This is a genomic window from Nocardia sp. CA-128927 (assembly GCF_050955855.1).
GTDB lineage: Bacteria > Actinomycetota > Actinomycetes > Mycobacteriales > Mycobacteriaceae > Nocardia.
The window spans coordinates 8796168-8818507 of sequence record NZ_CP192087.1 but is presented as its reverse complement, the minus strand read 5'-3'; the positions used below and the strand labels follow the sequence as shown (position 1 = coordinate 8818507).

General features: G+C 68.3%; 20 protein-coding genes. 11 read left to right on the top strand and 9 right to left on the bottom strand.

What is annotated here, in order from left to right; translation table 11 throughout:
* Positions 1–124: 124 nt before the first annotated feature.
* Entirely contained in the window at positions 125–4045 is a 3921-nt protein-coding gene (locus ACQPW1_RS40990; RefSeq protein ID WP_433665472.1) for an ATP-dependent helicase, read from the top strand.
* Here ACQPW1_RS40990 and ACQPW1_RS40985 read toward each other — a convergent pair.
* A complete protein-coding gene (locus tag ACQPW1_RS40985) occupies positions 4002–4415 on the bottom strand; it encodes a DoxX family protein (protein ID WP_433658453.1) in 414 nt (137 codons plus the stop codon). The two genes, ACQPW1_RS40990 and ACQPW1_RS40985, sit on opposite strands and share 44 nt — an antisense overlap.
* A 140-nt stretch (positions 4416–4555) precedes the next feature.
* Between ACQPW1_RS40985 and ACQPW1_RS40980 the strand changes: the two genes are divergently transcribed.
* Together ACQPW1_RS40980 and nudC are read left to right on the top strand one after the other, a co-directional pair.
* Positions 4556–5611 carry a potassium channel family protein gene (locus ACQPW1_RS40980; protein ID WP_433658451.1) on the top strand — a complete coding sequence of 352 codons (1056 nt, stop codon included), beginning with the start codon at positions 4556–4558 and terminating at the stop codon, positions 5609–5611.
* A 45-nt stretch (positions 5612–5656) separates the two neighbouring features.
* A complete protein-coding gene (gene nudC, locus ACQPW1_RS40975) occupies positions 5657–6559 on the top strand; it encodes an NAD(+) diphosphatase (RefSeq protein ID WP_433658449.1) in 903 nt (300 codons plus the stop codon).
* A gap of 60 nt (positions 6560–6619) precedes the next feature.
* Here nudC and ACQPW1_RS40970 read toward each other — a convergent pair whose 3' ends face one another.
* Entirely contained in the window at positions 6620–6850 is a 231-nt protein-coding gene (locus ACQPW1_RS40970) for a mycoredoxin (protein WP_150402880.1), read from the bottom strand.
* Between the two features lie 120 nt (positions 6851–6970).
* Here ACQPW1_RS40970 and ACQPW1_RS40965 point away from each other — a divergent pair, with 120 nt between their 5' ends.
* The 3 genes from ACQPW1_RS40965 to ACQPW1_RS40955 are packed head-to-tail and all read left to right on the top strand — an operon-like array spanning position 6971 to position 8286.
* The gene (locus ACQPW1_RS40965; RefSeq protein WP_433658447.1) at positions 6971–7393 is read left to right on the top strand and encodes an SRPBCC family protein; all 423 of its coding nucleotides are present in this window, start codon (positions 6971–6973) and stop codon (positions 7391–7393) included.
* Positions 7390–7824 (top strand): EVE domain-containing protein, encoded by a 435-nt coding sequence (locus ACQPW1_RS40960; RefSeq protein ID WP_433658446.1) that lies wholly within the window; start codon positions 7390–7392, stop codon positions 7822–7824. The genes ACQPW1_RS40965 and ACQPW1_RS40960 overlap by 4 nt, the downstream gene beginning before the upstream one ends.
* 9 nt (positions 7825–7833) lie before the next feature.
* Positions 7834–8286, top strand: a complete 453-nt coding sequence (locus tag ACQPW1_RS40955; protein ID WP_433658444.1) for a MarR family winged helix-turn-helix transcriptional regulator — start codon at positions 7834–7836, stop codon at positions 8284–8286.
* Here the strand turns inward: ACQPW1_RS40955 and ACQPW1_RS40950 are convergent.
* Complete coding sequence (locus ACQPW1_RS40950; protein ID WP_433658442.1) at positions 8281–9552, bottom strand: low temperature requirement protein A; 1272 nt, start codon at positions 9550–9552, stop codon at positions 8281–8283. The two genes, ACQPW1_RS40955 and ACQPW1_RS40950, sit on opposite strands and share 6 nt — an antisense overlap.
* A gap of 48 nt (positions 9553–9600) precedes the next feature.
* Between ACQPW1_RS40950 and ACQPW1_RS40945 the strand changes: the two genes are divergently transcribed.
* Together ACQPW1_RS40945 and ACQPW1_RS40940 are read left to right on the top strand one after the other, a co-directional pair.
* The gene (locus tag ACQPW1_RS40945) at positions 9601–11775 is read left to right on the top strand and encodes an ATP-dependent DNA helicase UvrD2 (protein ID WP_433665471.1); all 2175 of its coding nucleotides are present in this window, start codon (positions 9601–9603) and stop codon (positions 11773–11775) included.
* 587 nt (positions 11776–12362) lie between these two features.
* Positions 12363–12686 carry a WhiB family transcriptional regulator gene (locus tag ACQPW1_RS40940; protein ID WP_433658440.1) on the top strand — a complete coding sequence of 108 codons (324 nt, stop codon included), beginning with the start codon at positions 12363–12365 and terminating at the stop codon, positions 12684–12686.
* A 241-nt stretch (positions 12687–12927) separates the two neighbouring features.
* On the opposite strand, the gene ACQPW1_RS40935 is transcribed toward ACQPW1_RS40940, so the two are convergent.
* A complete protein-coding gene (locus ACQPW1_RS40935) occupies positions 12928–13536 on the bottom strand; it encodes a helix-turn-helix domain-containing protein (RefSeq protein ID WP_433658438.1) in 609 nt (202 codons plus the stop codon).
* Between the two features lie 142 nt (positions 13537–13678).
* Here ACQPW1_RS40935 and ACQPW1_RS40930 point away from each other — a divergent pair, with 142 nt between their 5' ends.
* A complete protein-coding gene (locus ACQPW1_RS40930) occupies positions 13679–14782 on the top strand; it encodes an aryl-sulfate sulfotransferase (protein WP_433658436.1) in 1104 nt (367 codons plus the stop codon).
* Positions 14779–16176 (top strand): uracil-xanthine permease family protein, encoded by a 1398-nt coding sequence (locus ACQPW1_RS40925; protein ID WP_433658434.1) that lies wholly within the window; start codon positions 14779–14781, stop codon positions 16174–16176. Before ACQPW1_RS40930 ends, ACQPW1_RS40925 begins: the two co-directional genes overlap by 4 nt.
* On the opposite strand, the gene ACQPW1_RS40920 is transcribed toward ACQPW1_RS40925, so the two are convergent.
* From ACQPW1_RS40920 to ACQPW1_RS40905, 4 genes are all read right to left on the bottom strand, one after another.
* Positions 16113–16469, bottom strand: a complete 357-nt coding sequence (locus ACQPW1_RS40920; protein WP_433658432.1) for an SSI family serine proteinase inhibitor — start codon at positions 16467–16469, stop codon at positions 16113–16115. The two genes, ACQPW1_RS40925 and ACQPW1_RS40920, sit on opposite strands and share 64 nt — an antisense overlap.
* Positions 16470–16656: 187 nt before the next feature.
* Positions 16657–18000, bottom strand: coding sequence for an ABC1 kinase family protein (locus ACQPW1_RS40915; RefSeq protein ID WP_433658430.1), 1344 nt, complete (start codon positions 17998–18000; stop codon positions 16657–16659).
* A 77-nt stretch (positions 18001–18077) separates the two neighbouring features.
* Complete coding sequence (locus ACQPW1_RS40910; protein ID WP_433658428.1) at positions 18078–18983, bottom strand: hypothetical protein; 906 nt, start codon at positions 18981–18983, stop codon at positions 18078–18080.
* An 86-nt stretch (positions 18984–19069) separates the two neighbouring features.
* Positions 19070–20500, bottom strand: coding sequence for a zinc-dependent metalloprotease (locus tag ACQPW1_RS40905; protein WP_433658426.1), 1431 nt, complete (start codon positions 20498–20500; stop codon positions 19070–19072).
* A 126-nt stretch (positions 20501–20626) separates the two neighbouring features.
* Between ACQPW1_RS40905 and ACQPW1_RS40900 the strand changes: the two genes are divergently transcribed.
* Positions 20627–21652, top strand: a complete 1026-nt coding sequence (locus tag ACQPW1_RS40900) for a YlbL family protein (protein WP_433658424.1) — start codon at positions 20627–20629, stop codon at positions 21650–21652.
* 6 nt (positions 21653–21658) lie between these two features.
* Here the strand turns inward: ACQPW1_RS40900 and ACQPW1_RS40895 are convergent, their stop codons facing one another.
* Positions 21659–22258, bottom strand: coding sequence for a PPA1309 family protein (locus ACQPW1_RS40895; protein WP_433658422.1), 600 nt, complete (start codon positions 22256–22258; stop codon positions 21659–21661).
* Between the last annotated feature and the right edge of the window lie 82 nt (positions 22259–22340).

The following is a 22340-nucleotide window of genomic DNA, read 5'->3' as shown; positions in this document are numbered from 1 at the left end:
AGCGAGCGATCGACGCCGCGGCACACTCGCGTGTCGGTCGTCGTCGCGGCACCGCCGGGGGTGGCCGCACCAGGCCCCCGGGAACGTCGGCCTGCGACGCCGACGAGGTGCAACCGTGACCGACATGCGGGTAACGCCGCATCAGCTGGCCGACGCGCTCGGTCTGCCGCCGCCCACCGATGAACAGGCGGCGGTGATCGCCGCACCGCCGGGGCCGACGCTGGTTGTCGCGGGTGCCGGAGCGGGCAAGACCGAGACGATGGCCGCGCGCGTCGTGTGGATGGTCGCTAACCGCTTGGTGCTGCCCGACGAGGTGCTGGGACTGACCTTCACCCGAAAAGCCGCGCAGCAGTTGACCGCTCGCATCCGGACCCGGCTGGCCCGGTTGGCCGGTGCGCCGCTGCTGCGCGACCTCGACCCGTCCGGTCAGCTGCGGGCGCAACTGTCCGGCGCCGAGCCGGAGATCAGCACCTACCACTCGTACGCGGGCAGGCTGCTCACCGAACACGGCCTGCTGCTGCCCGTGGAACCCTCGGCGACCCTGCTCACCCAGACCCAACTCTGGCAGCTCGCGCACCAGGTGGTCCGCACCTGGGACGGCGACCTGGACACCGACCGCACCCCGGTCTCGGTCACCGAGGCAATCCTCGCCCTGTCCGGACAACTCGCCGAGCATCTGGTCGAACCGGAACAGCTGGCCGAGGCACACACCGACCTCGAGAAGCTGGTGCACACTCTTCCGCCGGGTCCGCGCCAGCGTGGTGGGCCGAGCCAAGCCCTGCTCGGCATCCTCCAGGTCCAGCGCGAACGTATCGCGCTGCTGCCCCTTGTCCAGCAGCTGGCCGACGCGTTACGTCGCCGTGGCGCCCTGGATTTCGGTGCCCAGATGTCCCTGGCCGCCCGTCTCGCCGCCGAACATCCCGAGGTCGCCGCCGCCGAGCGTAACCGCTTCCGCCTCGTCCTCCTCGACGAGTATCAAGACACCGGCCACGCCCAACGAGTCCTGCTGGCTGCTCTGTTCGGCGGTGCGCCCGAGGCAGATTCGGCCGCGCGCGCCGAGCAGTCATCAGGCGAATCGGCATCGCGGTCGGACGCGGAACAACCATCAGATGGAGTGCAGGGCGGGCCGCGTGCGCACGAACCGCGGCACGTCAGCCAACCGGTCGACGAGGAGTCAGGGCGACAACGTTCGGGCAGGCAGCGGGCCGCCAAACAAGCGAATACCGCTGCCGAGGAAGCCGAATCCCGCCGCCGCCAACGGTTGGCAGTGACGGCGGTCGGCGATCCGATGCAATCGATCTACGGTTGGCGCGGTGCGTCCGCCGCGAACCTGCCGCGCTTTGCCACCGACTTCCCCACCGCCCCCGGCGTTCCCGCGCCGACGCTGCCCTTGTTGACCAGTTGGCGCAATCCGCCCGAGGCGTTGGCGCTGGCGAATCTGGTCGCGGACCCGTTGCGCCGCAAGGCCATCGAGGGCGGTGGTGTGACCGTCGACGCCTTGCGTGCGAAACCCAATGCGGGACAGGGCGTGGTTGCCCTCGCCTTGACCGAGACCGTCGCCGAGGAACGCGACTGGCTGGCCGTACGGATCGCCGAGGAATGGGCGGCCCGCCGCGCCGCGGGGGAACCGCCACCCACCTCGGCGGTGCTGGTGCGCCGCAACGCCGACGCGTCACCGCTCGCGGAAGCCTTACGCGCGCAAGGGCTGCCGGTGGAGATCGTCGGGCTCGGCGGCCTGCTCGCCACACCCGAGGTCGCCGATATCGTCGCCACCCTGCGCCTGATCGCCGAACCCGGTTCGGGTAGCGCGGCAATGCGCGTACTCACCGGCGCCCGCTGGCGCATCGGTGTCGCCGACATCGCCGCGCTCGCCCGTCGTGCGCGCACCCTGTCGATCAGCCGCTTCAACAGCGGTGACGCGCCGGAGATCACCGACGGAAGCACGCTGGCCGCGGCACTGCGCGAAGTGGCGCCGGAGCCCGCCGAACAGGCGGGCCTGGCCGACGCGATCGCCGATCCCGGTCCGCGCGAACAGTATTCGGAGTCCGGTTTCGTCCGCATCGAGGCACTGAGCAGAGAACTCGCCGCGCTGCGTGAACGTAGCGGCCAGTTGCTGACCGAGCTGGTCGCCGATGTGGAGCGCACCATCGGCGTCGGCGTGGAGACCCAGGCCCGGCGCGCCATGTCCGGCACCGGCGCCGGGCGCGAGCACCTGGACGCCTTCGCCGAGGTGGTCGCCGGGTATGCCGCCGACTCGGGCGCGGCGCTGAGCGGGTTGCTGTCCTTCCTGGCCGCCGCCGAGTCGGTCGAAAACGGCTTGGAGCCAGGCGAAGTCGAGGTCGCCAAGGATCGGGTGCAGGTGTTGACCGTGCACGCGGCGAAGGGTCTCGAATGGGAGATCGTCGCGGTACCGCACGTCGTGCGTGGCGTGTTCCCGTCGGGCACCGCGTCGGGCACCTGGCTCGGCGCCCTCGCCGAACTGCCGACCAAACTGCGTGGCGACCGCCAACAGGACGACGCGGCCGAGGGCGTCCCCGTCCTCGACCTGGCCGACCTGTACGACCGCGCTGACCTGGAACGCGCCATCAAGTCACACAAGGAAGCCCTGGAACGCCGCCGCATCGATGAGGAGCGCCGCCTCTTCTACGTCGCCCTCACCAGAACCGAACGCGTGCTGCTCGTTTCGTCGCACCACTGGGCCGAAACCGGAACCTCCCCCAAGGGCCCCTCCGACTTCCTGCTCGAACTGAAGCACGCCAGCGAATCCGCCGACAGCCCCGCCAACGGCGTCGTAGACATCGCCCGCTGGGACGACGCACCCGAGCACGATGCGGTGAACCCCTTCACCGACAACCCAGCCACCGCCGAATGGCCCCGCGACCCACTCGGCGACCGCCGCGACCCCATCGAACAGGGTGCCGCCCTGGTCCGCGCTGCCCTCACCGAGCTCCGCGCCAAGCCCGCCGCGCCGCGCGACACCAAGACGACAGACACCACGGCCGGACAACTGAACCTCGCGCTCGAACCAGCCAGCGTCCCCGAGGGCCTCTTCGACGAAACCACCTTCGCCACCGAGGAATTCAGCGAGCCCTACGCCTTCGAACCGCCGGACGACCTCGACGCCCTGCCGCCGGACCCCATGGACGAACCAACCTACGATCCCGGCCACGTGCCCGACGAGCCCCTCACCGGACCACACATCAGCGACATCCCACCCGACCCGATGCACGACCACATCTCCGACGAGGACATCGCCTTCGCCGCAGCGGAATTCGCCGACGACTACCCGATCACCCCGGCCCCCGACCCCGACGACCCCGACGGCTGGGCCGCCGACGTCGACGCCCTACTCGCCGAATTCGAATCCGAGCAGGCCGCCGCCGAAGAGGTCGAACTCCCCGGCCAGATCGCCGCGACCGCGCTGGTGGAAATGCGCGCCGATCCGGCGAAACTCGCTGCGCGCCTGCGCCGCCCGCTCCCGTTCCCGCCGAGCCCGCTGGCCCGCCGCGGCACCGCGTTCCACGCCTGGGTGCAGCGCTGGTTCGGCTCGACCCGCCTGCTCGGCCTCGACGAACTCCCCGGCGCGGCCGACAGCGCCGCCGCCGACGCGGGCGTCGACGACGAGCTGACCGCGATGCAGGACGCGTTCCTGAACTCCTCGTGGGCCAACCGCAGCCCGATCGACGTGGAGGTACCGTTCGAAACCTCCCTGGCGGGCACCGTGATTCGCGGCCGGATGGACGCGGTGTTCGCCGAGCCGGGCGGCGGCTGGATCGTGGTCGACTGGAAGACCGGCGCCGAGCCGACCCCCGCCGAAGAGCCCGCCGTCGCCATGCAGCTCGCCGTCTATCGGCTGGCCTGGGCCAGGCTGATGGCGTCCACGGAGGGCAGGCCCGAATCGGAGATGCTCCAACGCATCGGCGCCGCTTTCCATTACGTGCGCACCGGACGCACCATCGCCCCGGCCGAGCTGGCCGGCCCCGACGAACTGGCCGAGCTGATCAGGAATTCCGCGCCAACCGGCTCACCTTCAACGCCTGGGTGATCAGTGGAATCTGCAATGGCAGCCGCAGCACCGTCCCGATCTTGAACAGCTGCGAGGCTTTCTTGTTGCCCAGCGCGTCGACGGCCATCTGCACGTTGCCGGGCAGGACCGCGAGGAACAGCAGCGCGGCCAGGCGCCCGCCGAGGCCGCGGGTCCGCGGGATCACCAGTGCCGTGGCGACGCCGAGCTCGGCGACACCCGAGGCGTAGGTGTAGTTCCTCGGCTCACCGGGCAGTGCTTTGGGCACGATCGAATCGAAGGGCTTCGGCATGACGAAATGCAGCACCCCCATGGGGAACAACAAGGCGGCGAGGGCCAGTGCGGGCCGTCGTCCGGAGTTGCGGACGGGTGTGTGCGCGTTATCTGCCATGAGGGCACCTTTACATCTATTAGGTGTTCGCGTCGAGACCGGGTGGTATCGCGGGCAGCGGGTAGGCTCCCGTGCTGTGCTGGCGGGACAAGCAATGCCGGAGACATCCGACGTGAGGTATAGCAGGGCGGGTGCGTCCGGTGTTCGGTGATCGAGCGCGCACGCTCGGGCTGTCGAATCGCCCACATTTCGCCCTGGTCGGCGTGCTGCGCATCCCCGAAGTGCAGACCAGTCCGTGGATTTCACTGTCCCGGCGGGTGTTGTTCGCGGTCGCGCTGCTGTTCGCCGCGGCCCTGGTGGTGTACATCGGCCGGGACGGCTACCACGACAACGCGGGCGATCCGCTCGGCTTCCTCGACGCGTTCTATTACGCGACGGTGTCGCTGTCCACCACCGGTTACGGCGATATCGCCCCGGTGTCGGCCGAGGCGCGGCTGGTGAACATCGTCGTCATTACCCCGCTGCGCATCCTCTTTCTCATCGTTCTCGTCGGAACCACCCTCGGCGTGCTGACGGAACGGTCCCGGCAGGCTTTCAAGATTCAGCGATGGAGGCACAGCGTGCGCAATCACACCGTGGTGGTCGGATACGGCACGAAGGGTCGTACCGCGATCGACGCCATGCTCGGCGACAACGTGCAGCCGGCCGACATCGTGGTGGTCGACACCGATGTCATCGCGCTGGACGCGGCCGCGAACGCGGGCCTGGTGACGGTGCACGGTTCGGCCACCCAGTCCGACGTGCAGCGGCTGGCCGGTGTGCAGAACGCGTCCTCGGTGGTGGTCGCGACCAACCGGGACGACACCGCGGTGCTGGTCACCCTGACCGCCCGCGAGCTCACCAAGAGCGCCAAGATCGTGGTCGCGATCCGCGAGGCGGAGAACACCCACCTGGTCCGCCAGTCCGGCGCCGACTCGGTGGTGGTGTCCTCGGAGACGGCGGGCCGGTTGCTCGGCATCGCGACGACCACGCCGTCAGTGGTCGAGATGATGGAAGATCTGCTCACCCCGGAGGAGGGGTTCGCGATCGCCGAGCGCGAGGTGGAGACGTCGGAGATCGGTGGCTCGCCACGGCATCTCGGCGACATCGTGCTCGGCGTGGTGCGCAGCGGCGTACTGGCCAGAGTCGGCGAGCCGGAGGTGGACTCGCTCGAAGCGGGGGACAAGCTGCTCTACATTCGCCGCGCGGCCAACTGAGCCCGCGTGAGGGGCGCCGGGTGTCCGGCGCGATAGTCTCGATGGGTGCCGGTCTTTCAGCTCAATGGTGTGCCCTTGCTGTCCCGTTCCGTGCTCGATCGCGCCGAGGAGACGCGGGCCGACGCCGAGGCCTTGAAGGAGGGCTGGCGCGACGCCAAGCTGCTCCGGGTGAACGCCCGCGGCCAGGTCAAATACGAGAACAACGCGCTCATCCTGGACAAGGCGATCGAGCTGTCACCCGAGCCGAGCCCCGATGCGGTGTTCCTCGGTATCGATGGCGGTGTCCACCTGTGGGCCGTGCGTGACCGGGACCTGGCGGGGTCGCTGACCGATCTGCGCGGCATGTCGAACACCGTCGACGATCTCACCGCGGCCGTGCTCTCCACCGCGGCCGCCCTGCTGAACTGGCACGACAAGGCGGGATTCAACAGTGCCGACGGCACGGTGACCACGCCGAGCAAGGCGGGCTGGTCCAGGACGACCGAGGGCGGTTACGAGGAGTTCCCGCGGATCGATCCGGCGGTCATCTGCCTGATTCACGACGGCGGTGACCGGGTGCTGCTCGCGCGGCAGCACAGCTGGCCGCAGACGCTGTTCTCGCTGCTCGCCGGGTTCGTCGAGGCGGGCGAGTCGCTGGAGCGCTGCGTCGAGCGGGAGGTCAAGGAGGAGGTCGGCGTCGATGTCCGCGACATCAACTACCTGGGCAGCCAGCCGTGGCCGTTCCCGCGGTCGCTGATGCTCGGGTTCGCCGCGACCGGGGATCCGGAACAGCCGCTGGTCTTCTCCGACGGCGAGATCGCCGAGGCGCACTGGTTCACCCGCGCGGAGGTGCGCGAGGCGTTGGCCGTCGGCGACTGGTCGGCGCAGGGGACGGGCGCTCGGCTGTTGCTGCCGGGTTCGATCTCCATCGCCCGCACCATCATGGAGTCCTGGGCCGCGCTCGACTGAGCGCGAGCGAAATCCGCGCGGGCCGAGTCGGCCCGCGCGGATTTCGGAACTGCGTAGTGCTCAGGCCAGTGCGGCGAGTGCCTGCTTGACGGCCACCAGCGTCGGATTGGTCGCGGTCGAGCCGTCGGCGAACTTCACGGTCGGCACCACATGGTTGCCGCCGTTCACGCTGCCCACGAACTCGGCCGATGCCGGATCTTGTTCGATGTCGATCTCGATATAGCTGATACCGGACTCGTCCAGCTGCTTCTTCAGCCTGCGGCAATAGCCGCACCAGGTGGTCGAGTACATCGTCAGGTCGGGCGTTGCTTCAGTCACGGATTGTGCAACGCCGATCAGGGCGTCGGTGTTCCAGTCAAGTCCTTTTTCGCCGCTCTTGCGCTGGTTTTAGTAAGCGCGCATACTAAATACATGACGATCATCGCCACCGCGCAAGCCAGCTCGACCGCCGCACCCGCCGCCTTCTTCGCCAAGTGGGCCGATATGGCCACCTGGCCGGAGTGGAACAACGACACCGAATGGGTTCGGCTCGACGGCCCGTTCGTGCAGGGCGCGACCGGAACCCTGAAGCCGAAGGGCGGACCGAAGGTGCCGTTCGTCGTCGAGCGGCTCAACGACTCCGAATTCGTCGACGTCTCCAAGCTCATCGGCGCTCGACTGACCTTCGATCACCAGGTCGCCGTGGCCGACGGCCGCACCACGATCAGCGTCACCGTCTCGATCGACGGACCGCTGCGCTGGCTGTGGACCAAGGTCATGGGCGGCGATCTCGCCAAGTCCGTGCGACCCGACCTGGACGCACTCGTCGCTGTCGCCGAGGGCGTGCGGGCATGACCCGGTATTGGCTGGGCGTCGTATCCAGGGAACACGTGCTGCGCGGCGTCGAACTCGGCATCGCACAGGCCAATCACGGCAAGCGCACGCCCGTCGAACGCATGCAGCCCGGCGACACGCTCATCTACTACTCGCCACGCGAGGGCATCCGCTCCGGCGCTCCGGTCCGCGCGTTCACCGCGATCGGCACCATCGACGACCGCCCCGCCTGGCAGGCCGACCCGGTCGACCTCCCCGACGGCGGTTGCTTCCAACCGTGGCGCCGGTCGGTCAGCTATCGGACCGAAGCCAAAGAGACAGCGATCGACGATCTGCGCGACGAACTCGATCTGACCAGGTCACCGAACTGGGGAATGGTATTGCGGCGCGGCCTGATAGAACTCACCGCACACGATCACGCGGTGATCGCGAAGGCGATGGTGGGCGAGTGAGGGAGGCCGATGAGGAGTGAAGGGCTACGTACCGAGTTCGAGCAGGCCGACGAAAGTCCCGGCTTGCTGCTCTGGCAGGTGACCAACCGGTGGCAGGCGGCACAGCGCGCGGCACTCGCGCCGTTCGACCTCACGCACGTGCAGTTCGTGCTGCTCGCCTCGCTCACCTATCTCGCGGTCGCCGGCGACCCGGTGATGCAGCGCGACCTGGCCGCGCAGGCCGCCACCGACCCGATGATGACCTCCCAGGTGTTGCGCGCGCTCGAGCAGAAGGGCCTGGTCGAGCGGCGCGATCATCCGAGCGATCGGCGGGCGAAGTCGCTGGTACCCACCGAGGGCGGTGCGGCGCTGGCGAATCGGGCGGTGGTCGCGGTGGAAGCCTGCGATCGCGAGTTCTTCGGGCCGCTCGGCACGCGGACCGGGCAGTTCGCCACCGACCTGCGTAGATTGCGGCGACTATAGGACCTCGTCGATGCCGAGGCCATGATCCGGCCGCCGCCAAAGCTTCCGGCGCGGCCGATCGGAACCGGCTCCGGCGCCCCACTGACCCGCGGCGTGCGTCTGGCACAGCACGGCCCAGATGCACAGGGCCACAACGCCGTAGACCAGCCCCAGCGCCCCGATGTACGGACCGAAGGCGCCGAGCACGATCGCGAGCACCGCGCATGGCAACGGCCAGGACAGCATCCAGCGCCACCCCGCCCCGCTGCGCGCGCCGCCCAGTCCGGTGATCACGAAATACGCTGCGGTACCGCCGGCCAACGACCACCCGATGCCGGTGGACACATGCCCGTCCGCGTGTTCCACGGCCAGTCCGAGACCGGCTGCGACCGTGGCGATCGCCCCGGTGACCCAGCAGTGCATGGCCATCACGTATGGCCTCGGGATCGACCCGTCCGTCTCCGCACCCGTCATCAGACGCGGCACGAAGCCGTACAGCAGAGTCAGTGCCCACATGCTGGCCAGCACCACGAACGCGCCGAAGCCGAGGGCCAGCACCCGCACATCCCATTGCACGCCACCCACCGCGCCGATCACCGCGATGACGCCCTCGCCGAGCACGATGATCACGTACAGGCCGAGCCGTTCGCCCAGGTGCGCCGAATCGGTATGCAGTGCCTTGATTTTCGGGGGTTCGACATTCTCGAACCGGCGCGAGTTGCGGATCCGGCGATCGATCGCTTCCTGTGCACCGGCCATCATCTGTTCGCCGGTCACCGCGAACATCAGCCATAGATCCAGGGCCAGGCCGAGCGCCCATAGCCAGTACTTCCACGGTTCGGGCACCCAGAGCGAGACGATCCACGGCAGCACGCCGATGGACAGCTGCGCGATCGGCCAGTCGACCACCAGCGTGCCGCGTCCCCAGACCTGCGCTGCGACGAGCCGCACGAGCACGTAGACGGCCGCGAACGTGGTCGCGTGCCGATCCGGGATCCCGGCGACCGCCGCCGCCATCAGGCCGAGGCCGAGCATCGCGCCGAGCATCAGATGGATCCGGGTGTGGTCGCGCGCGATGTTGCCGTACAGCATCATGCACGCCCAGATCGTCCAAAATGCCAGGTAGAGCAGTACATACAGGCCGAAGTCGCCCAGCGAGGGCCCCCGGTGCAGCAGGTGGGTGAGCTGACCGATGCCGGCGACCGCGACGAGGTCGAAGAACAACTCCATCCAGGTCGCGTGCCGGTCGGTCGGTTGAGCGTCAGCTGACGGCGTGTCGTGTGCCACGAGGCGACAGTATTGCGCGCGCGGCGGGAGTTGTCGGCGGGCACTGTCATGATGGGTGCCGTGTCGTCAACCAGTACACACCAACCGACCGGCCGCGAGCTGGACTCGCTCGACCCCGAACAGGCCGCCGCCGTGCGCGCGCCACGGGGTCCGGTGTGCGTACTAGCGGGGGCGGGCACCGGCAAGACCAGGACCATCACCCACCGCATCGCACACCTGGTGTCCACCGGACATGTGAAGGCCGACCAGGTACTCGCGGTCACCTTCACCGCGCGGGCGGCGGGGGAGCTGCGCAACCGGTTGCGCGCGCTCGGCCTCGGCGGCGACGCGAATCAGGTGCAGGCGCGGACCTTTCACGCGGCCGCGCTGCGCCAGCTCAAGTACTTCTGGCCGCAGATCGTCGGCGACGTGCCGTGGCGGCTGATCGACGGCAAGTTCCCGATCGTCGCGCAGGCGGCGACCCGCGCCGGGCTCTCCTCGGCCACCGACAGCGTGCGCGACCTGCTGAGCGAGATCGAATGGGCGAAGGCCTCGCTCATCGCGCCGGAGGACTATCCGGCGGCGGTGGCCAAGCAGCGCCGCGAGATTCCGTACGACGCGCTGCGGGTGGCCGAGGTGTACGCGGGTTACGAGAAGCTCAAGGCGACGCCGGACGGGCTGCTGCTCGACTTCGACGATCTGCTGCTGCACACCGCGGCGGCGCTGGAGGACTATCCGGCGGTGGCCGATGAGTTCCGCGGCCGCTACCGCAGTTTCGTGGTCGACGAGTACCAGGACGTCACCCCGTTGCAGCAGCGGGTGCTCGATGCCTGGCTCGGCGATCGCGACGACCTGACCGTGGTCGGCGACGCCAACCAGACGATCTACTCGTTCACCGGCGCGACCCCCGGTTACCTGCTCGACTTCTCCCGCCGCTTCCCCGACGCCACCGTGGTCCGGCTGGAACGCGACTACCGCTCGACCCCGCAGGTGGTCTCGCTGGCCAATCGGGTGATCGGCGTCGCCCGCGGGCGCATCGCGGGGACCCGGCTGCAACTCATCGGCCAGCGCCCAGACGGGCCCGACCCGGTCTTCGCCGAATTCGAGGACGGCCCCGCCGAGGCCGCTGCGGTGGCCAAGTCGATCAAGCGGCTGATCGACGCGGGCACGCCCGCCGCCGAGATCGCCGTGCTCTACCGGATCAACGCACAGTCCGAAAGCTACGAGCAGGCGCTCACCGAGCGCGGCATCGCCTATCAGGTGCGCGGCGGCGAGGGGTTCTTCTCGCGGGCCGAGGTCAGGCAGGCCGTTTCGGTGTTGCGCCAGGCGGCTTCGCGCGACGATCTGCCGGACGAGTCACGCAGCGGTGCCGCGCTGGTCACCCTGGTCCGCGCGGTGCTGGCACCGGTCGGTCTGACCAAGGACGAACCCGTCGGCGCACAAGCGCGGGAGAAGTGGTCCTCGCTCGTCGCGCTGGTCACGCTGACCGAGGAACTCGTCACGCACGACGACAAGCTCGACCTGTCCGGCCTGCTGCGTGAGCTGGCCGCCCGCACCGAGGCCAGGCACCCACCGACCGTGCAGGGCGTCACGCTCGCCTCGCTGCACGCCGCCAAGGGCCTGGAGTGGGACGCGGTCTTCCTGGTCGGAGTGGCCGACGGCACGCTGCCGATCGCGCACGTGCTGGCCGACGACGGCTCGGTCGGTGACGAGGCGAAGCTGGAGGAGGAGCGACGGCTGCTCTACGTCGGGGTGACGCGGGCGCGCGAACATCTGCAGCTGTCCTGGGCACTGGCCCGCGGCGAAGGTAAGCGGCGAACTCGACGCCGGTCGCGGTTCCTCAACGGCCTGGTGCCCGATGATTCGCCTGCGTCGAGGATTGCGGCGCCCGTCTCAGAGACCGCCAAGGGCATCCGTCCGACCTGTCGAGTGTGTGCGAAACCACTTATCGGCACCTATGCGACAATGCTCGGGCGCTGTCGTCGTTGTCCGGCGGAACTCGATGCCGAACTTCTGGCGGCGCTGCAGGAGTGGCGCGCGGAGAAGGCAGTGGCGTTGCAGGTGCGCGAGTTCGTGGTGTTCACCGACACCACGTTGACCGCGATCGCCGAACAACTCCCAGGTGACGACGCCGCGCTGGCCGCGATCGCGGGCATCGGCGCGAAGAAGCTCGAACAGTACGGCGCCGACGTGCTCGCGATCATTGCCTCGCGGCTGCGCGCAAGACCCCAAAACCGCAGGTAGAAAATAGGTTGTACCACCCGGCGAACTTGCCTATGGTGGGTTTTACGCACCGGGAGGTTATCCCGTTGCGCACAGTCCAAACACAGCACACAACGAGTTAGGAGGGAGGCGACATGAACACAGCACACTTCAAAGCGAGCGGCGTTGCGGTGAATTCACCCGTGTCCGCCTCCCGGGGGATCCTCACCTTGCAGGGGATCGGTGTGTCCGAAATGAGTGTCATCAGCACGCAGGCGCAACTCGCGCCCACGCATGCCCCGATGTGCACCGCCATTTTGGACAAGCCCAGCGCGGGTGGTTGGCACCCGTCTGTCGTCGATACGGCAGACAACGTCGTCGTCGCAGCAGAAGCCGGTTATGAGCCGGCGGATCTGCAGGCAGCACGCCTCCGCCCCGCAAACCAAGCGATCGTGATCAGGACTCGACAGAGATGTCGAATACCTAGGTAGGGAACTTCCCTCCCAGACCTCCTGGCCACGGATCGCACACCGCGAAACCGTGGCCATTCTTATTCGGCCCTTCAGCCAGCCGGCCCCGGTTTCGCGGACAACACAACGAACCGCTGCAACGAGCTGAAGGAGAACGACGTGTTCACCGCCCAGGAATGGCCAACGGCCACTACTGACGTGACATGCGGAACCGTGGCGCCGACCACTCGGACCCGGGAGGGCAACAAGTCCGTGCCTTGTCGAGCCGGAGATCCCGATCTCTGGTTCGCCGAGAGCCCCAACCAGTTGGAGCAGGCCAAGGCGCTGTGCGCCAGCTGCCCCATCCGGAAGGGCTGCTTGACCGCGGCCATGGATCGGCGCGAGCCGTGGGGTGTCTGGGGTGGCGAGATCTTCGAACAGGGGGTCGTCATCGCCCGTAAGCGCCCGCGTGGACGTCCGCGCAAGGTCGCGGTCCCGGCATGAAGCTGGGGTTGGATCGGCGGCGTTCGCAGGGCCCTACGTGGTTACGCTTCGCTACCGCCTCCGGGCCCGGCGCTCACGCCGCAGGAGTAGCTTCCCTCCCTCCGGTCGATGTGCTCGATTCGGTTGGTCCTGACACGGGCCGAGCCAACGAACGAGAAAGCAGACGAACCGCTCACCGTCGCCCGGTGAGCGGCTCGTTTGCGTTGTCGTGCAAGTATTTTGGGGGTATCTGGGGTGGGGATCAGGTTCGTCGTGGCCCGTGGGGTGCCCGGCGGACCGTCAGCCCGTCGGCAACGGCGAGCAGCAGTGTTGTGGTGTCGTCGGCGTGTGCCCACCAGCGGTGGCGCACGCCCGACGGGCAGTAATAGGAGTCTCCGGTGGACAAGGTCACCTCCTCGCCGTTCGCGATGACCGTGATCGTCCCGGAGACCACGTAGATCAATTCGTCATTGTGATGGGTGAATTCGCGCTCGCCCCGCTTGGTTCCGCCGGTGAACTCGAGCGCGCGCAGGTCCCTGGTGCCGTGCACCAGCGAGCGCACCGATCCGTCGTTATCCCAATCGGCCTGATCTAGGCCACCCTCGCCCGCGCGGACGATCACCGAGCCCGGCGTGCTGTCGGCCACCGCGAGTAGTTCCGTCGCCGTGGTGCTGAGCGCGTCGGCGATGCGCTGCAGCGAACGCAGACTCGTGTTGGTCCGCCCGTTTTCCAGTTGGCTCAGAAATGACTGCGACAACTCGGTCTTCGCAGCCAGTTGCGCCAACGTCAGTCGCGCTGCCCGTCTGCGGTCGTGCACGACGTTGCCGAGCCCGGGCCAGCGCGCCTGGTCGTCGCTTCCGTTCTGCTGCACTTACTCAAAACCTCTCTCGTTGCTTCGCACATTGTCAGCAGCGGGGTACTGAATCCTCGTGTTTACATCACGGTGATCGAAATGCTTCCAGCGCCTCCTAGCGTACTGAATATTCAGTGATACTGAATATTCAGGAGGATCGGTGGAACAGAACACCCTCAAACGCCGGGGTACCGGGCTGATCGGCATCGATGCGGCGGCGGCGTCGCCCGGCTACACGCTGTACGCGCCGTTGGCCGGGCGCGGTCTCGTCGAACTGGTCGATCTCGCGGGCGAGGTGGTGCATCGCTGGAACCTGTCGTATCGGCCGGGCAGGCACGCGCGGATCCTCGCCGACGGGTCGCTGGCCTACAACGGCGCGACGCTGGCGCGGCCCGCGTTGTTCGCGATGTGGCGTAAGTACAGCGGCGGATCGATGGGCCGGTACGACAAGGACGGAACGCTGCTGTCGGAGCATCGCGACGACTTCCAGCATCACGATGCGCACCACTACGACGACGGTCGTGTCCTCTACACCAGGGTCGAGCCGCTGACCGGTGCGGCCGCGGCGCGCATCGAGGGCGGGGTGCCCGGTACCGAGGCCGATGGTGTCGTTTGGTCGGACGTCATCAAAGAGGTCGCGCCGGACGGCAGTCTGCTCTGGGAGTGGCGAGCCGCAGAGCAGCTCGATCCGAAAGACTTTGCGCTGCAACCACATTACTGGCGTGAGCACTGGCCGCTGATCAACAGCGTGCATCCACTCGACGACGACACCATCGTGGCGAGCCTGCGCAGCGTGTCCGCGGTGATCACTATCGATCGACGCACCGGCGCCGTCTCGACCCTCGCCGACCGTTCGGTCGTCGCCCAGCAGCACCACGCCACACCGGTCGGCGACGGCAATATCCTGCTCTTCGACAACGGCACCTTCCGCACCGGCGAATCGGTGACCTACAGCCGGATTATCGAAATCGACCGGGCCACCAGCGAAATCGCCTGGAGCTACCAGGACTCGCCGCGCGAGGCGTTCTTCACCCCGTTCATGGGCGGCGCGCAGCGGCTGCCGAACGGCAACACTCTGATCGCCGAGGCCGCGTTCGGGCGCATCTTCGAAGTGACTCCGTCGCAACGGATCTGCTGGGAGTATGTGGTGCCGTCGTTCACCGCGTACCCGGATCCAGATACCGCGCAGGTCTTTCCGGGCATCTCCAACGCCATCTTCCGCGCCTACCGCTATCAGGACATCCCGTGGCTGGAGACGCCGTGAGTGTCACCGAGTCGGCGGCCGTGCATCCGGTCGACGAGGTTCCGCCGCCCGGTCGTGCGCTCGCGTCGGCGGTGCAGCACCTGGTCGTCATGGTCGCGACGCCGATCACCTCGGTGCTGTTGATCAGCCGGAGCCTGCATCTCGACGACGGGCAGTCGCGCGCATTGCTCTGCGCTGCTTTGCTTTTCAGCGGTATCGGAACGATCCTGCAGTCCAGTGGACGGTTCGGGCTCGGCGCCGGATTGCCGTTCGTGATGCTGCCCGGCGGGGCGGCCGTGGTGCTGTTCATTCAGATCGCGCAGGAATCGAATCCGGCCACCGCGAGTGGTGCGGTGATCATTACCGCGCTGGCCGGGATCGTGCTCGTCCCGCTGGCCCGGCGGCTGGTCACCCGGCTGCCCGCAGTAGTGATCGCCAGCATGATCGTGGTCATCGGCATCAACCTGGTGAAGGTCGCGGGCAACCTGATCACCATGCCCGACGATCGGTCGCCGGTACGTTCGGTTGTCTTGGCGGCCATCACCATTGCGGCGACGGTGCTCGCCTATCGACTACTCCCTACCGGCTGGCGGCGTTTGTCCGTGCTGCTCGGCATGGTGGTCGGTAGTGTCGTCGCGGCGAGCTTGGGCCAGTTCCATCTGCAATCGGGTTCCGCGCTTGCTCAGGCGCCTGACCTATTCCTTTTCGGCACACCGCATTTCGACCTGCTCGCCGCGATTCCGTTGCTGGTGTTCAGCATCGGATCGATGGCCGAGGCCACCGGCCAGACTGTGCTCAACGCGAAGATCGTCGACAAGGAGATCGACACTCCGTCGACCGTCGGCCGCACCATTCGCGGCGACGCCGTCACTTCACTGCTGTCCGGCCTCTTCGGCGGGCCGACCATGGTCACCAGCGGCGAGAACATCGGCCTGATCCGCCTCACCAACATTCGCAGCCGCTACGTCACCACCATCACCGGCGTGCTACTCGTCATCGCCGCGTTCCTCGCCCCCATCGGCCGCCTCGTCAATTCGCTGCCGGGTCCGGTCGTCGGCGGCACCGCGGCCATCACCTTCGCCATGATCATCACCGCGGGTCTCGGTATGTTCCGCGACGTCGACTTCACCTCCGACCCCGTACTCCTCACTGCCACAGCGGCTTTGACCGCGGGTCTGCTCCCGATTCTCATCCCCGGCATCTACCGGGGGTTCCCCACGGATCTACGCCTGTTACTAGGCAGCGGAGTAACGATGACCGCCGTCGTCGGCGTGCTGGTGCACCTAGTGTTCGCCACCCGCCTGCGCCGCACCGAAACCAGCGCTGATCGTTCACCTTTGGCGAGGCGGCTTCAGAAATCGAATACCGACACCGTCGTGGCCCGTAATACGCACGCATTGGAAAAGAAGCCATGATCGGAGATCGGCCGCCCGCGCCAGACACCGTCGATGGTGGCGACAACAGGATCGAAATCCTGCGGGCAGATCGGCGGCACGGCGAATTCCGCCAGCTGACGGATGTTTCCGTCGGCCGCCGTCAGGTTCTTACAGGCTTCCTTGGCCTTCGGATGGGTACCGCCGATCGTCGGCGCACAGATCAAGCTGACCACGCGCTTGTCGACGACCTCGATCGCTACCCCCGGCCCGACCGACAGCGACACCACCGACTGCGCCTCTTCGTCCGCTGTGGCACCGACCGGCGCGGCCATCGATGACCCGAGCACCACCGCCGCGCTGATCGAAACACCGACTATCCGACCGGTGCACGACATGGCCATCACCCTTCGTCGACGGAGCCGATCCGACCTCAGTCGAGGTTAATCGACCATCGATCCGGCTCCCCGCAATTGGAGTCGCACGGGCCGAGTCACCGACGTCAGGCGGTATCGCCCCCGCTCAGCTGGCCGTGCGCTCCTCGCGGAAGCCCGGCATCCAGGTGCGGACCAGTTCCATGAAGGGAAGTTCGGCGTCGAGTTGCGCGAGGATGCCGACGGAGCCGCCGAGCACCCGGAAGATCATCACGTATTCCGCCGGGAGTTGCAGGGCGCGTGCGGTTTTCATCTCCTGGCTGGAGATGTCGGAGGCCTTGCCCGCGACCCGCTGCATCCACCGGCGGGTGAAGTGGAACGAGTCGGACTTGATCGGGTCGGTGAAGGGCCGCAGGTAGTCGGCGATCTCCTTGTGCGTGACGGTGCGACCGGGGATGACCCAGCCGTTGTCGTACATGAGCTCGGTGAGTTCCTCGTAGCGCTCCTCGACCGAGAGCGCCAGCATCCGGCCGAGCACGACCGGAAAGCCGTTCGGCATCGGTGCGCAGGCGCCGAAGTCGATGACGGCGAGCTTGCCGTCGGCGAGCATCATGAAGTTGCCCGGGTGCGGGTCGGCGTGCAGCAGGCCGACGGTCTCGGGGGAGGAGAAGTGGAAGCGGCCCATCAGGCCCGCGACCCGGTTGCGCAGTTCGCGGGTGCCCTCCGGATCCTCGGCGCCCGCCTTGATGATCGAGGAAACCGCGGTGCCGTCCAGCCATTCGGTGACGATCACCTTCGGCGCGCTGGCCACCACCTTGGGCACCACGATCTCCTGGTGCCCGTCGAAACCCTTCGAGAAGGCGCGCTGATTGGTCGCCTCGTTGCGGTAGTCGAGCTCTTCTTCGGTGCGCTCGGTGATCTCGGCGAGGATCGGCTTCACGTCGGCGCCGGGGATGACCGTCGCGAGTAGCCCGGTCATCCGGTTCAGTGTCTTGAGGTCCGCGCGCAACGCCTCGTCCGCGCCGGGGTACTGCACCTTCACCGCGACGGTGCGGCCGTCCGACCACACCGCCTTGTGCACCTGGCCGATGCTGGCCGACGCGGCCGGGTTGTCGTCGAACTCCTGGAACCGCTGCCGCCACTGGGTACCGAGCTGCTGGTCGAGCACCCGATGCACGGTCTCCGCGGGCATCGGCGGCGCGGCGGCCTGCAGCTTGGTCAGTGCCTCGCGGTAGTGCTCACCGAACTCCTCGGGGACCGCGGCCTCCATCACGCTGAGCGCCTGGCCGAACTTCATCGCGCCGCCCTTGAGCTCACCGAGCACGGTGAACAGCTGCTCAGCGGCCTTCTGGTTCAGCTGTGCGTTGATCTCGGACCGGTCGCCGCCGACCAGCTTCTTCCCGAACCCCACGGCGGCCCGCCCGGCGATGCCGAGCGGAATCTTGGCCAACTTGGCGTTGCGGGACGAGCGGCGGCGCACAATCTCAGACACGTACCCATCATGGCGGAAGGAACCGCTACTTAGCCATGGCAATCTTGAATCGGCACCGCCGACGGGAGTGACCCCGATCACTTGATCTTCGATCCGGTCGGGGTGCCGGAGCGACTTCGACATGCGGTGAGCCCAGCGGGAATTCGACGGCATCCGCAGTCCGCGTGGCGCGGCCACTGCCGCCGATCGAGCAGGTGCGCGGCCAGGTCCAACTCGAGTGTCGCGTCCAAGGTGGCCAGCTTCCGGCGGGTCGACAGCGCCAGGATGTCTTCTACTTCGCTGACCGCGAGGGCGGCGGTGGCCGCGATCTTGGCCGGGGACGCGTGCCCGACCCGGCCGAGCAACTGCGCGGCCAGGTGCGGCCAGTCCGCGTCGTTGTCGGCGCGCAGCAGATCGGCACAGCGCAGGCAGCTGGTCGCGCCGGGCAGCACGAGCGGCCCGATCACGCCGCGACCGTCGCGCAGCCGCACCGGCAGGTGGGCGATCCGGTGCCGCACCAGATCGTCGATGAGGCGCGGGTCGGCGATCATCGTGTCGGCCAACACCACCAGGTCGGCCTGCCAGCCGGACACCGGCGCCGCGTGCGGCCGGTAGTCGCGCGAACGGCTCGGCCGGACACCGAGTTTGCGCAGCCCCGAGGCGATCGCGTCCGACATCGGGCCGAGCCCGTGCACCCGCACCGACCGGATCCGCCCGCTGCGATCCTCGGGATGTTCGAGCAGTCCGGCCTCGTCCAGCACGTCGAGCAGCGCCATCGCGTCATCCGGCGCGATGCCGCATTCGCCTGCGCGCCAGACGATCTGGGGCCGGGTCTGGGTGCCGTCCAGCAGGCGTAGGAAGGCGAGCACGGTGTCGGCGTCCAGCCCGTCGGCGTCGAGTAGCAGCGCGGTCTCGGGATGCCAACCGAGTTGCACGACGCCGGACGGGCGCACCAGCACGGCGACCTGCGGGGGCAGCATCGGACCACGACACAGTGATGTCATGCCGGGCAGTATGCGCAACCCGCGATGCCCGGCCAGCGCCGAATCCCCTGGTTATCCACAGGGATTCGGCGCTACCAACAGGACAATCAGGCGGACGTGCCGCTGTCCTTGCCCAGGTCCGGTCCGGACTCGCCGCCGTCCGCACGGCGCTCGGTGGCCTCGCCGGACTTCTCCCGCTCGGCCTTCTCGCGAGCCTCGGTCTCTTCGAGCTGCGCCAGCGGATCGTCGAAGGCGGTGGTGCCGCCGCCGATCACCGAATCGATGAAGCCCGCGGGGGAGTCCAGGTCGTTGGAGTCGGGTAGCAGGTCCGGGTGTGCCCAGACGCCGTCACGCTTCTGCACGCCCGCGTCGCTGGTGAGCCTGCGCCACAGCGCCGCAGCCTCGCGCAGCTTGCGCGGCCGCAGCTCCAGACCGACCAGGGTCGCGAAGGTCTGCTCGGCCGGACCGCCGGTGGCCCGCCGCCGACGCAGCGTCTCGGCCAACGCGCCCGCACCGGGCAGCCGATCACCGACGGCATCGGTGACGACGACCTCCACCCAGCCCTCGATCAACGCGAGCAGGGTCTCGAGCCGTTCCAGCGCCTGCTTCTGTTCCGGTGTGGTCTGCGGCTCGAACGTGCCCTGCGACAGGATCTCTTCGAGCTTGCTCGGATCGGTCAACGCCGACGGGTCGATGCCCTGTGCGGCCTCCTCCAGCGCGGAGAAGTCCATCCGGATGCCGCGCGCGTAGTCCTCGACCGCGGCGAGCACCTGCTGGCGCAGCCACGGCACGTGCCCGAACAGCCGCTGATGCGCCGCCTCCCGGGCGGCGAGGAACACCATGATCTCGCTCTCCGGCTGCTCCAGCCCGGCACTGAACTCCGCGATCGCCGCGGGCAGCAGCGCCGCGGTGCCGGACGGGCCGAGCGGCAGACCGATATCGGTGGAGGTCAGCACCTCCTTGGCCAGCTGGCCGAGCGCCTGACCGAGCTGCGAGCCGAAGGCGAGGCCGCCCATCTGACCGAGCATGCCGACCATCGGCGCCGCGAATTCCCTGGCTTCCTCGGGCAGCGACGCGGTCCACATGCCGGAGATCTGCTGGGCGACCGGGTCGCACAGCCGCTGCCAGGTGGACAGGGTCTCTTCGATCCAGTCGTTGGCGGTCCACGCGACGGTCTTGGTCGCGCCCGCGGGCAGGTCGGTCGCGCCGTCGAGCCACAGCTCGGCGAGGTGCGCGGCGTCGGCGACGGCACTCGCGGTGCTCGCCGACACGGGCGTGATGCTCGCGCCGAGCTGCTGGCGGGCCAGTCGCTTGGCGACGTCGTAGTTCACCGGGCCGGCCCCGGCCGAGCCGGGCTGCCCGATGCCGCTGAGCATCTGACCGAGCGAGGTCAACATCTGCCCGAGCTGTGACGGATCGAAACCGCCACCGGGTCCACCCACTCCGAACGGGTTGTTCGACTCGGGACCGCCCGGCTCGTCACCGCGCTTGCGGTCGTCGTCGTCGCGGTTCGAAAATCCGAAGGGGACGTCACTCATATGCTTCACGTTACGCGTGTAGTGCAGGCAGTTGATGTTCGCGCAACGCGAAACCGGGGACGCGCGGGAGCGCCTAATGTCCGCCTCCGGCGTCCTTCGACGGCGGCCATCACTACTGTGGTCCAGGTGAATCGTCGGATCCTCACCCTGGTGGCCGCTCTGATCCCGGTGCTCGTGCTCGGCGCGCTCGGCAGCGTGCTCACTGTGCCGTTCGTCGCACTCGGCCCCGGCCCCACCTTCAACACGCTCGGCAAGGTCGACGGCAAAGAGGTGGTGGACGTCCGGGGCACCGAGGTGGACCCGACCACCGGCCATCTCAATATGACCACCGTGTCGGTGCGCGACGGGTTGAGCATCTTCGAGGCGTTCGGCTTCTGGGTGAGCGGCAAGCACGGCCTGGTGCCGCGCGCGGAGGTCTACCCGCCCGGGGTGTCGCGGGACGAGATCGACAAGTCCAACCAGCAGGACTTCAAGGATTCCGAGGGCAACGCCGAGGTCGCGGCGCTGCACTACCTGAACATGCCGACCGTGGTGCTGCTGCGCAAGGTGGCCGAGGACGGTCCGGCCAAGGACGCGCTGAAACCCGGCGACGAGATCATCAGCATCAATGGCGCGCCGATCACCGCACCGAAGGATGTGGTGACGGCCGTGTCGTCGCAGCCGCCGGGTGCCCAACTGACCGTGCAGTTGCGTCGCGACAGCGCCGAGCAGACCGTGCAGGTGACCCTCGGCCCCCGACCGGATGACAAGGACAAGGGCTACCTCGGCGTGACACCGGGGGAGGGTGCGCGCCCGCCGCTGCAGGTGGACTTCAACCTCGCCGACATCGGCGGCCCGTCGGCCGGGCTGATGTTCAGCCTCGCGCTGATCGACAAGCTCACCCCCGGCGAGCTGGACGGCAGCAAGTTCGTCGCGGGCACCGGCACCATCGATCAGGACGGCAAGGTCGGACCGATCGGCGGCATCCAGTACAAGATGATGGCCGCGCGCGACGCGGGCGCGGAGACCTTCATGGTCCCCGCCGCGAACTGCAACGAGGCCAAGCAGCGCACCCCCGACGGCCTGCGCCTGGTGAAGGTCGAAACCCTCACCGGCGCCGTGCAATCGCTCAACGACATCAACGCCGGTAAGGAAACCGTCAGCTGCGGCTGAGCCGGGTCAGTCGAGCCCGGACCACTCCAGCGTGGCGTGCAGCGCGTCGATCAGGTTGGGCGCCAGGTTCGGGTAGGTGCGCAGGTCCATATCGCCGAAGTCGTCTTCGGTGTCCTCGGGGCGCAGCTGCAGCAGGCACAGCGACGCGCCCTCGCGCAGCACCGCGGCGAACAGGCGGGCCTCGCGTCGATCCGGATGTGCCTCGGCCGCGGCGCGCGCGGCGGCGTCGGCCGCCTCGTGGTCGGCGAGCAGCGGCACCAGCGCCTCGTCCAGGGTGGATTCGGCATCCGGCGGCAGCACCACGATCTCCTGCACCAGCACGCAGCCCTGGACGGCGGGCGGCCAGCTGGTGGTCGCGAGGAACTCGTCCAGTGCCACCGAACCGCCGGTGATGTCGTCCGGAAACAGCTCCTGTGCAACGGGAGTGAGCTCGGCCGCCTCGTCGACCTCCTCGAGCAGCTCGGGCTGGGCCGCGACCAGGTCGGCGGTGGGCACCAGCGCGAACATCTGCGGCGGTCTGCCCCATCCTTCGACGTCGACGAATTCGGCGACCTCGCGGACGGAGCGGGCGAGGACGAGTTCGGCGTGCAGATCTGCGGGGGTCACGGGGGATATCCAATCAAATGGACCGCGCGGGCAATCCACAAACCCGCCGCTTCACACTTCACGTGAGTTTTGCGACTGGCGA

Excerpts from the sequence above, each read along its gene's own strand:
- ACQPW1_RS40990 (WP_433665472.1), top strand. The coding sequence starts at position 125 with ATGCGGGTAACGCCGCATCAGCTGGCCGACGCGCTCGGTCTGCCGCCG.
- ACQPW1_RS40985 (WP_433658453.1), bottom strand. The coding sequence starts at position 4,415 with ATGGCAGATAACGCGCACACACCCGTCCGCAACTCCGGACGACGGCCC.
- ACQPW1_RS40970 (WP_150402880.1), bottom strand. The coding sequence starts at position 6,850 with ATGTACTCGACCACCTGGTGCGGCTATTGCCGCAGGCTGAAGAAGCAG.
- ACQPW1_RS40965 (WP_433658447.1), top strand. The coding sequence starts at position 6,971 with ATGACGATCATCGCCACCGCGCAAGCCAGCTCGACCGCCGCACCCGCC.
- ACQPW1_RS40960 (WP_433658446.1), top strand. The coding sequence starts at position 7,390 with ATGACCCGGTATTGGCTGGGCGTCGTATCCAGGGAACACGTGCTGCGC.
- ACQPW1_RS40955 (WP_433658444.1), top strand. The coding sequence starts at position 7,834 with ATGAGGAGTGAAGGGCTACGTACCGAGTTCGAGCAGGCCGACGAAAGT.
- ACQPW1_RS40945 (WP_433665471.1), top strand. The coding sequence starts at position 9,601 with ATGATGGGTGCCGTGTCGTCAACCAGTACACACCAACCGACCGGCCGC.
- ACQPW1_RS40920 (WP_433658432.1), bottom strand. The coding sequence starts at position 16,469 with ATGGCCGCGCCGGTCGGTGCCACAGCGGACGAAGAGGCGCAGTCGGTG.
- ACQPW1_RS40910 (WP_433658428.1), bottom strand. The coding sequence starts at position 18,983 with ATGACATCACTGTGTCGTGGTCCGATGCTGCCCCCGCAGGTCGCCGTG.
- ACQPW1_RS40905 (WP_433658426.1), bottom strand. The coding sequence starts at position 20,500 with ATGAGTGACGTCCCCTTCGGATTTTCGAACCGCGACGACGACGACCGC.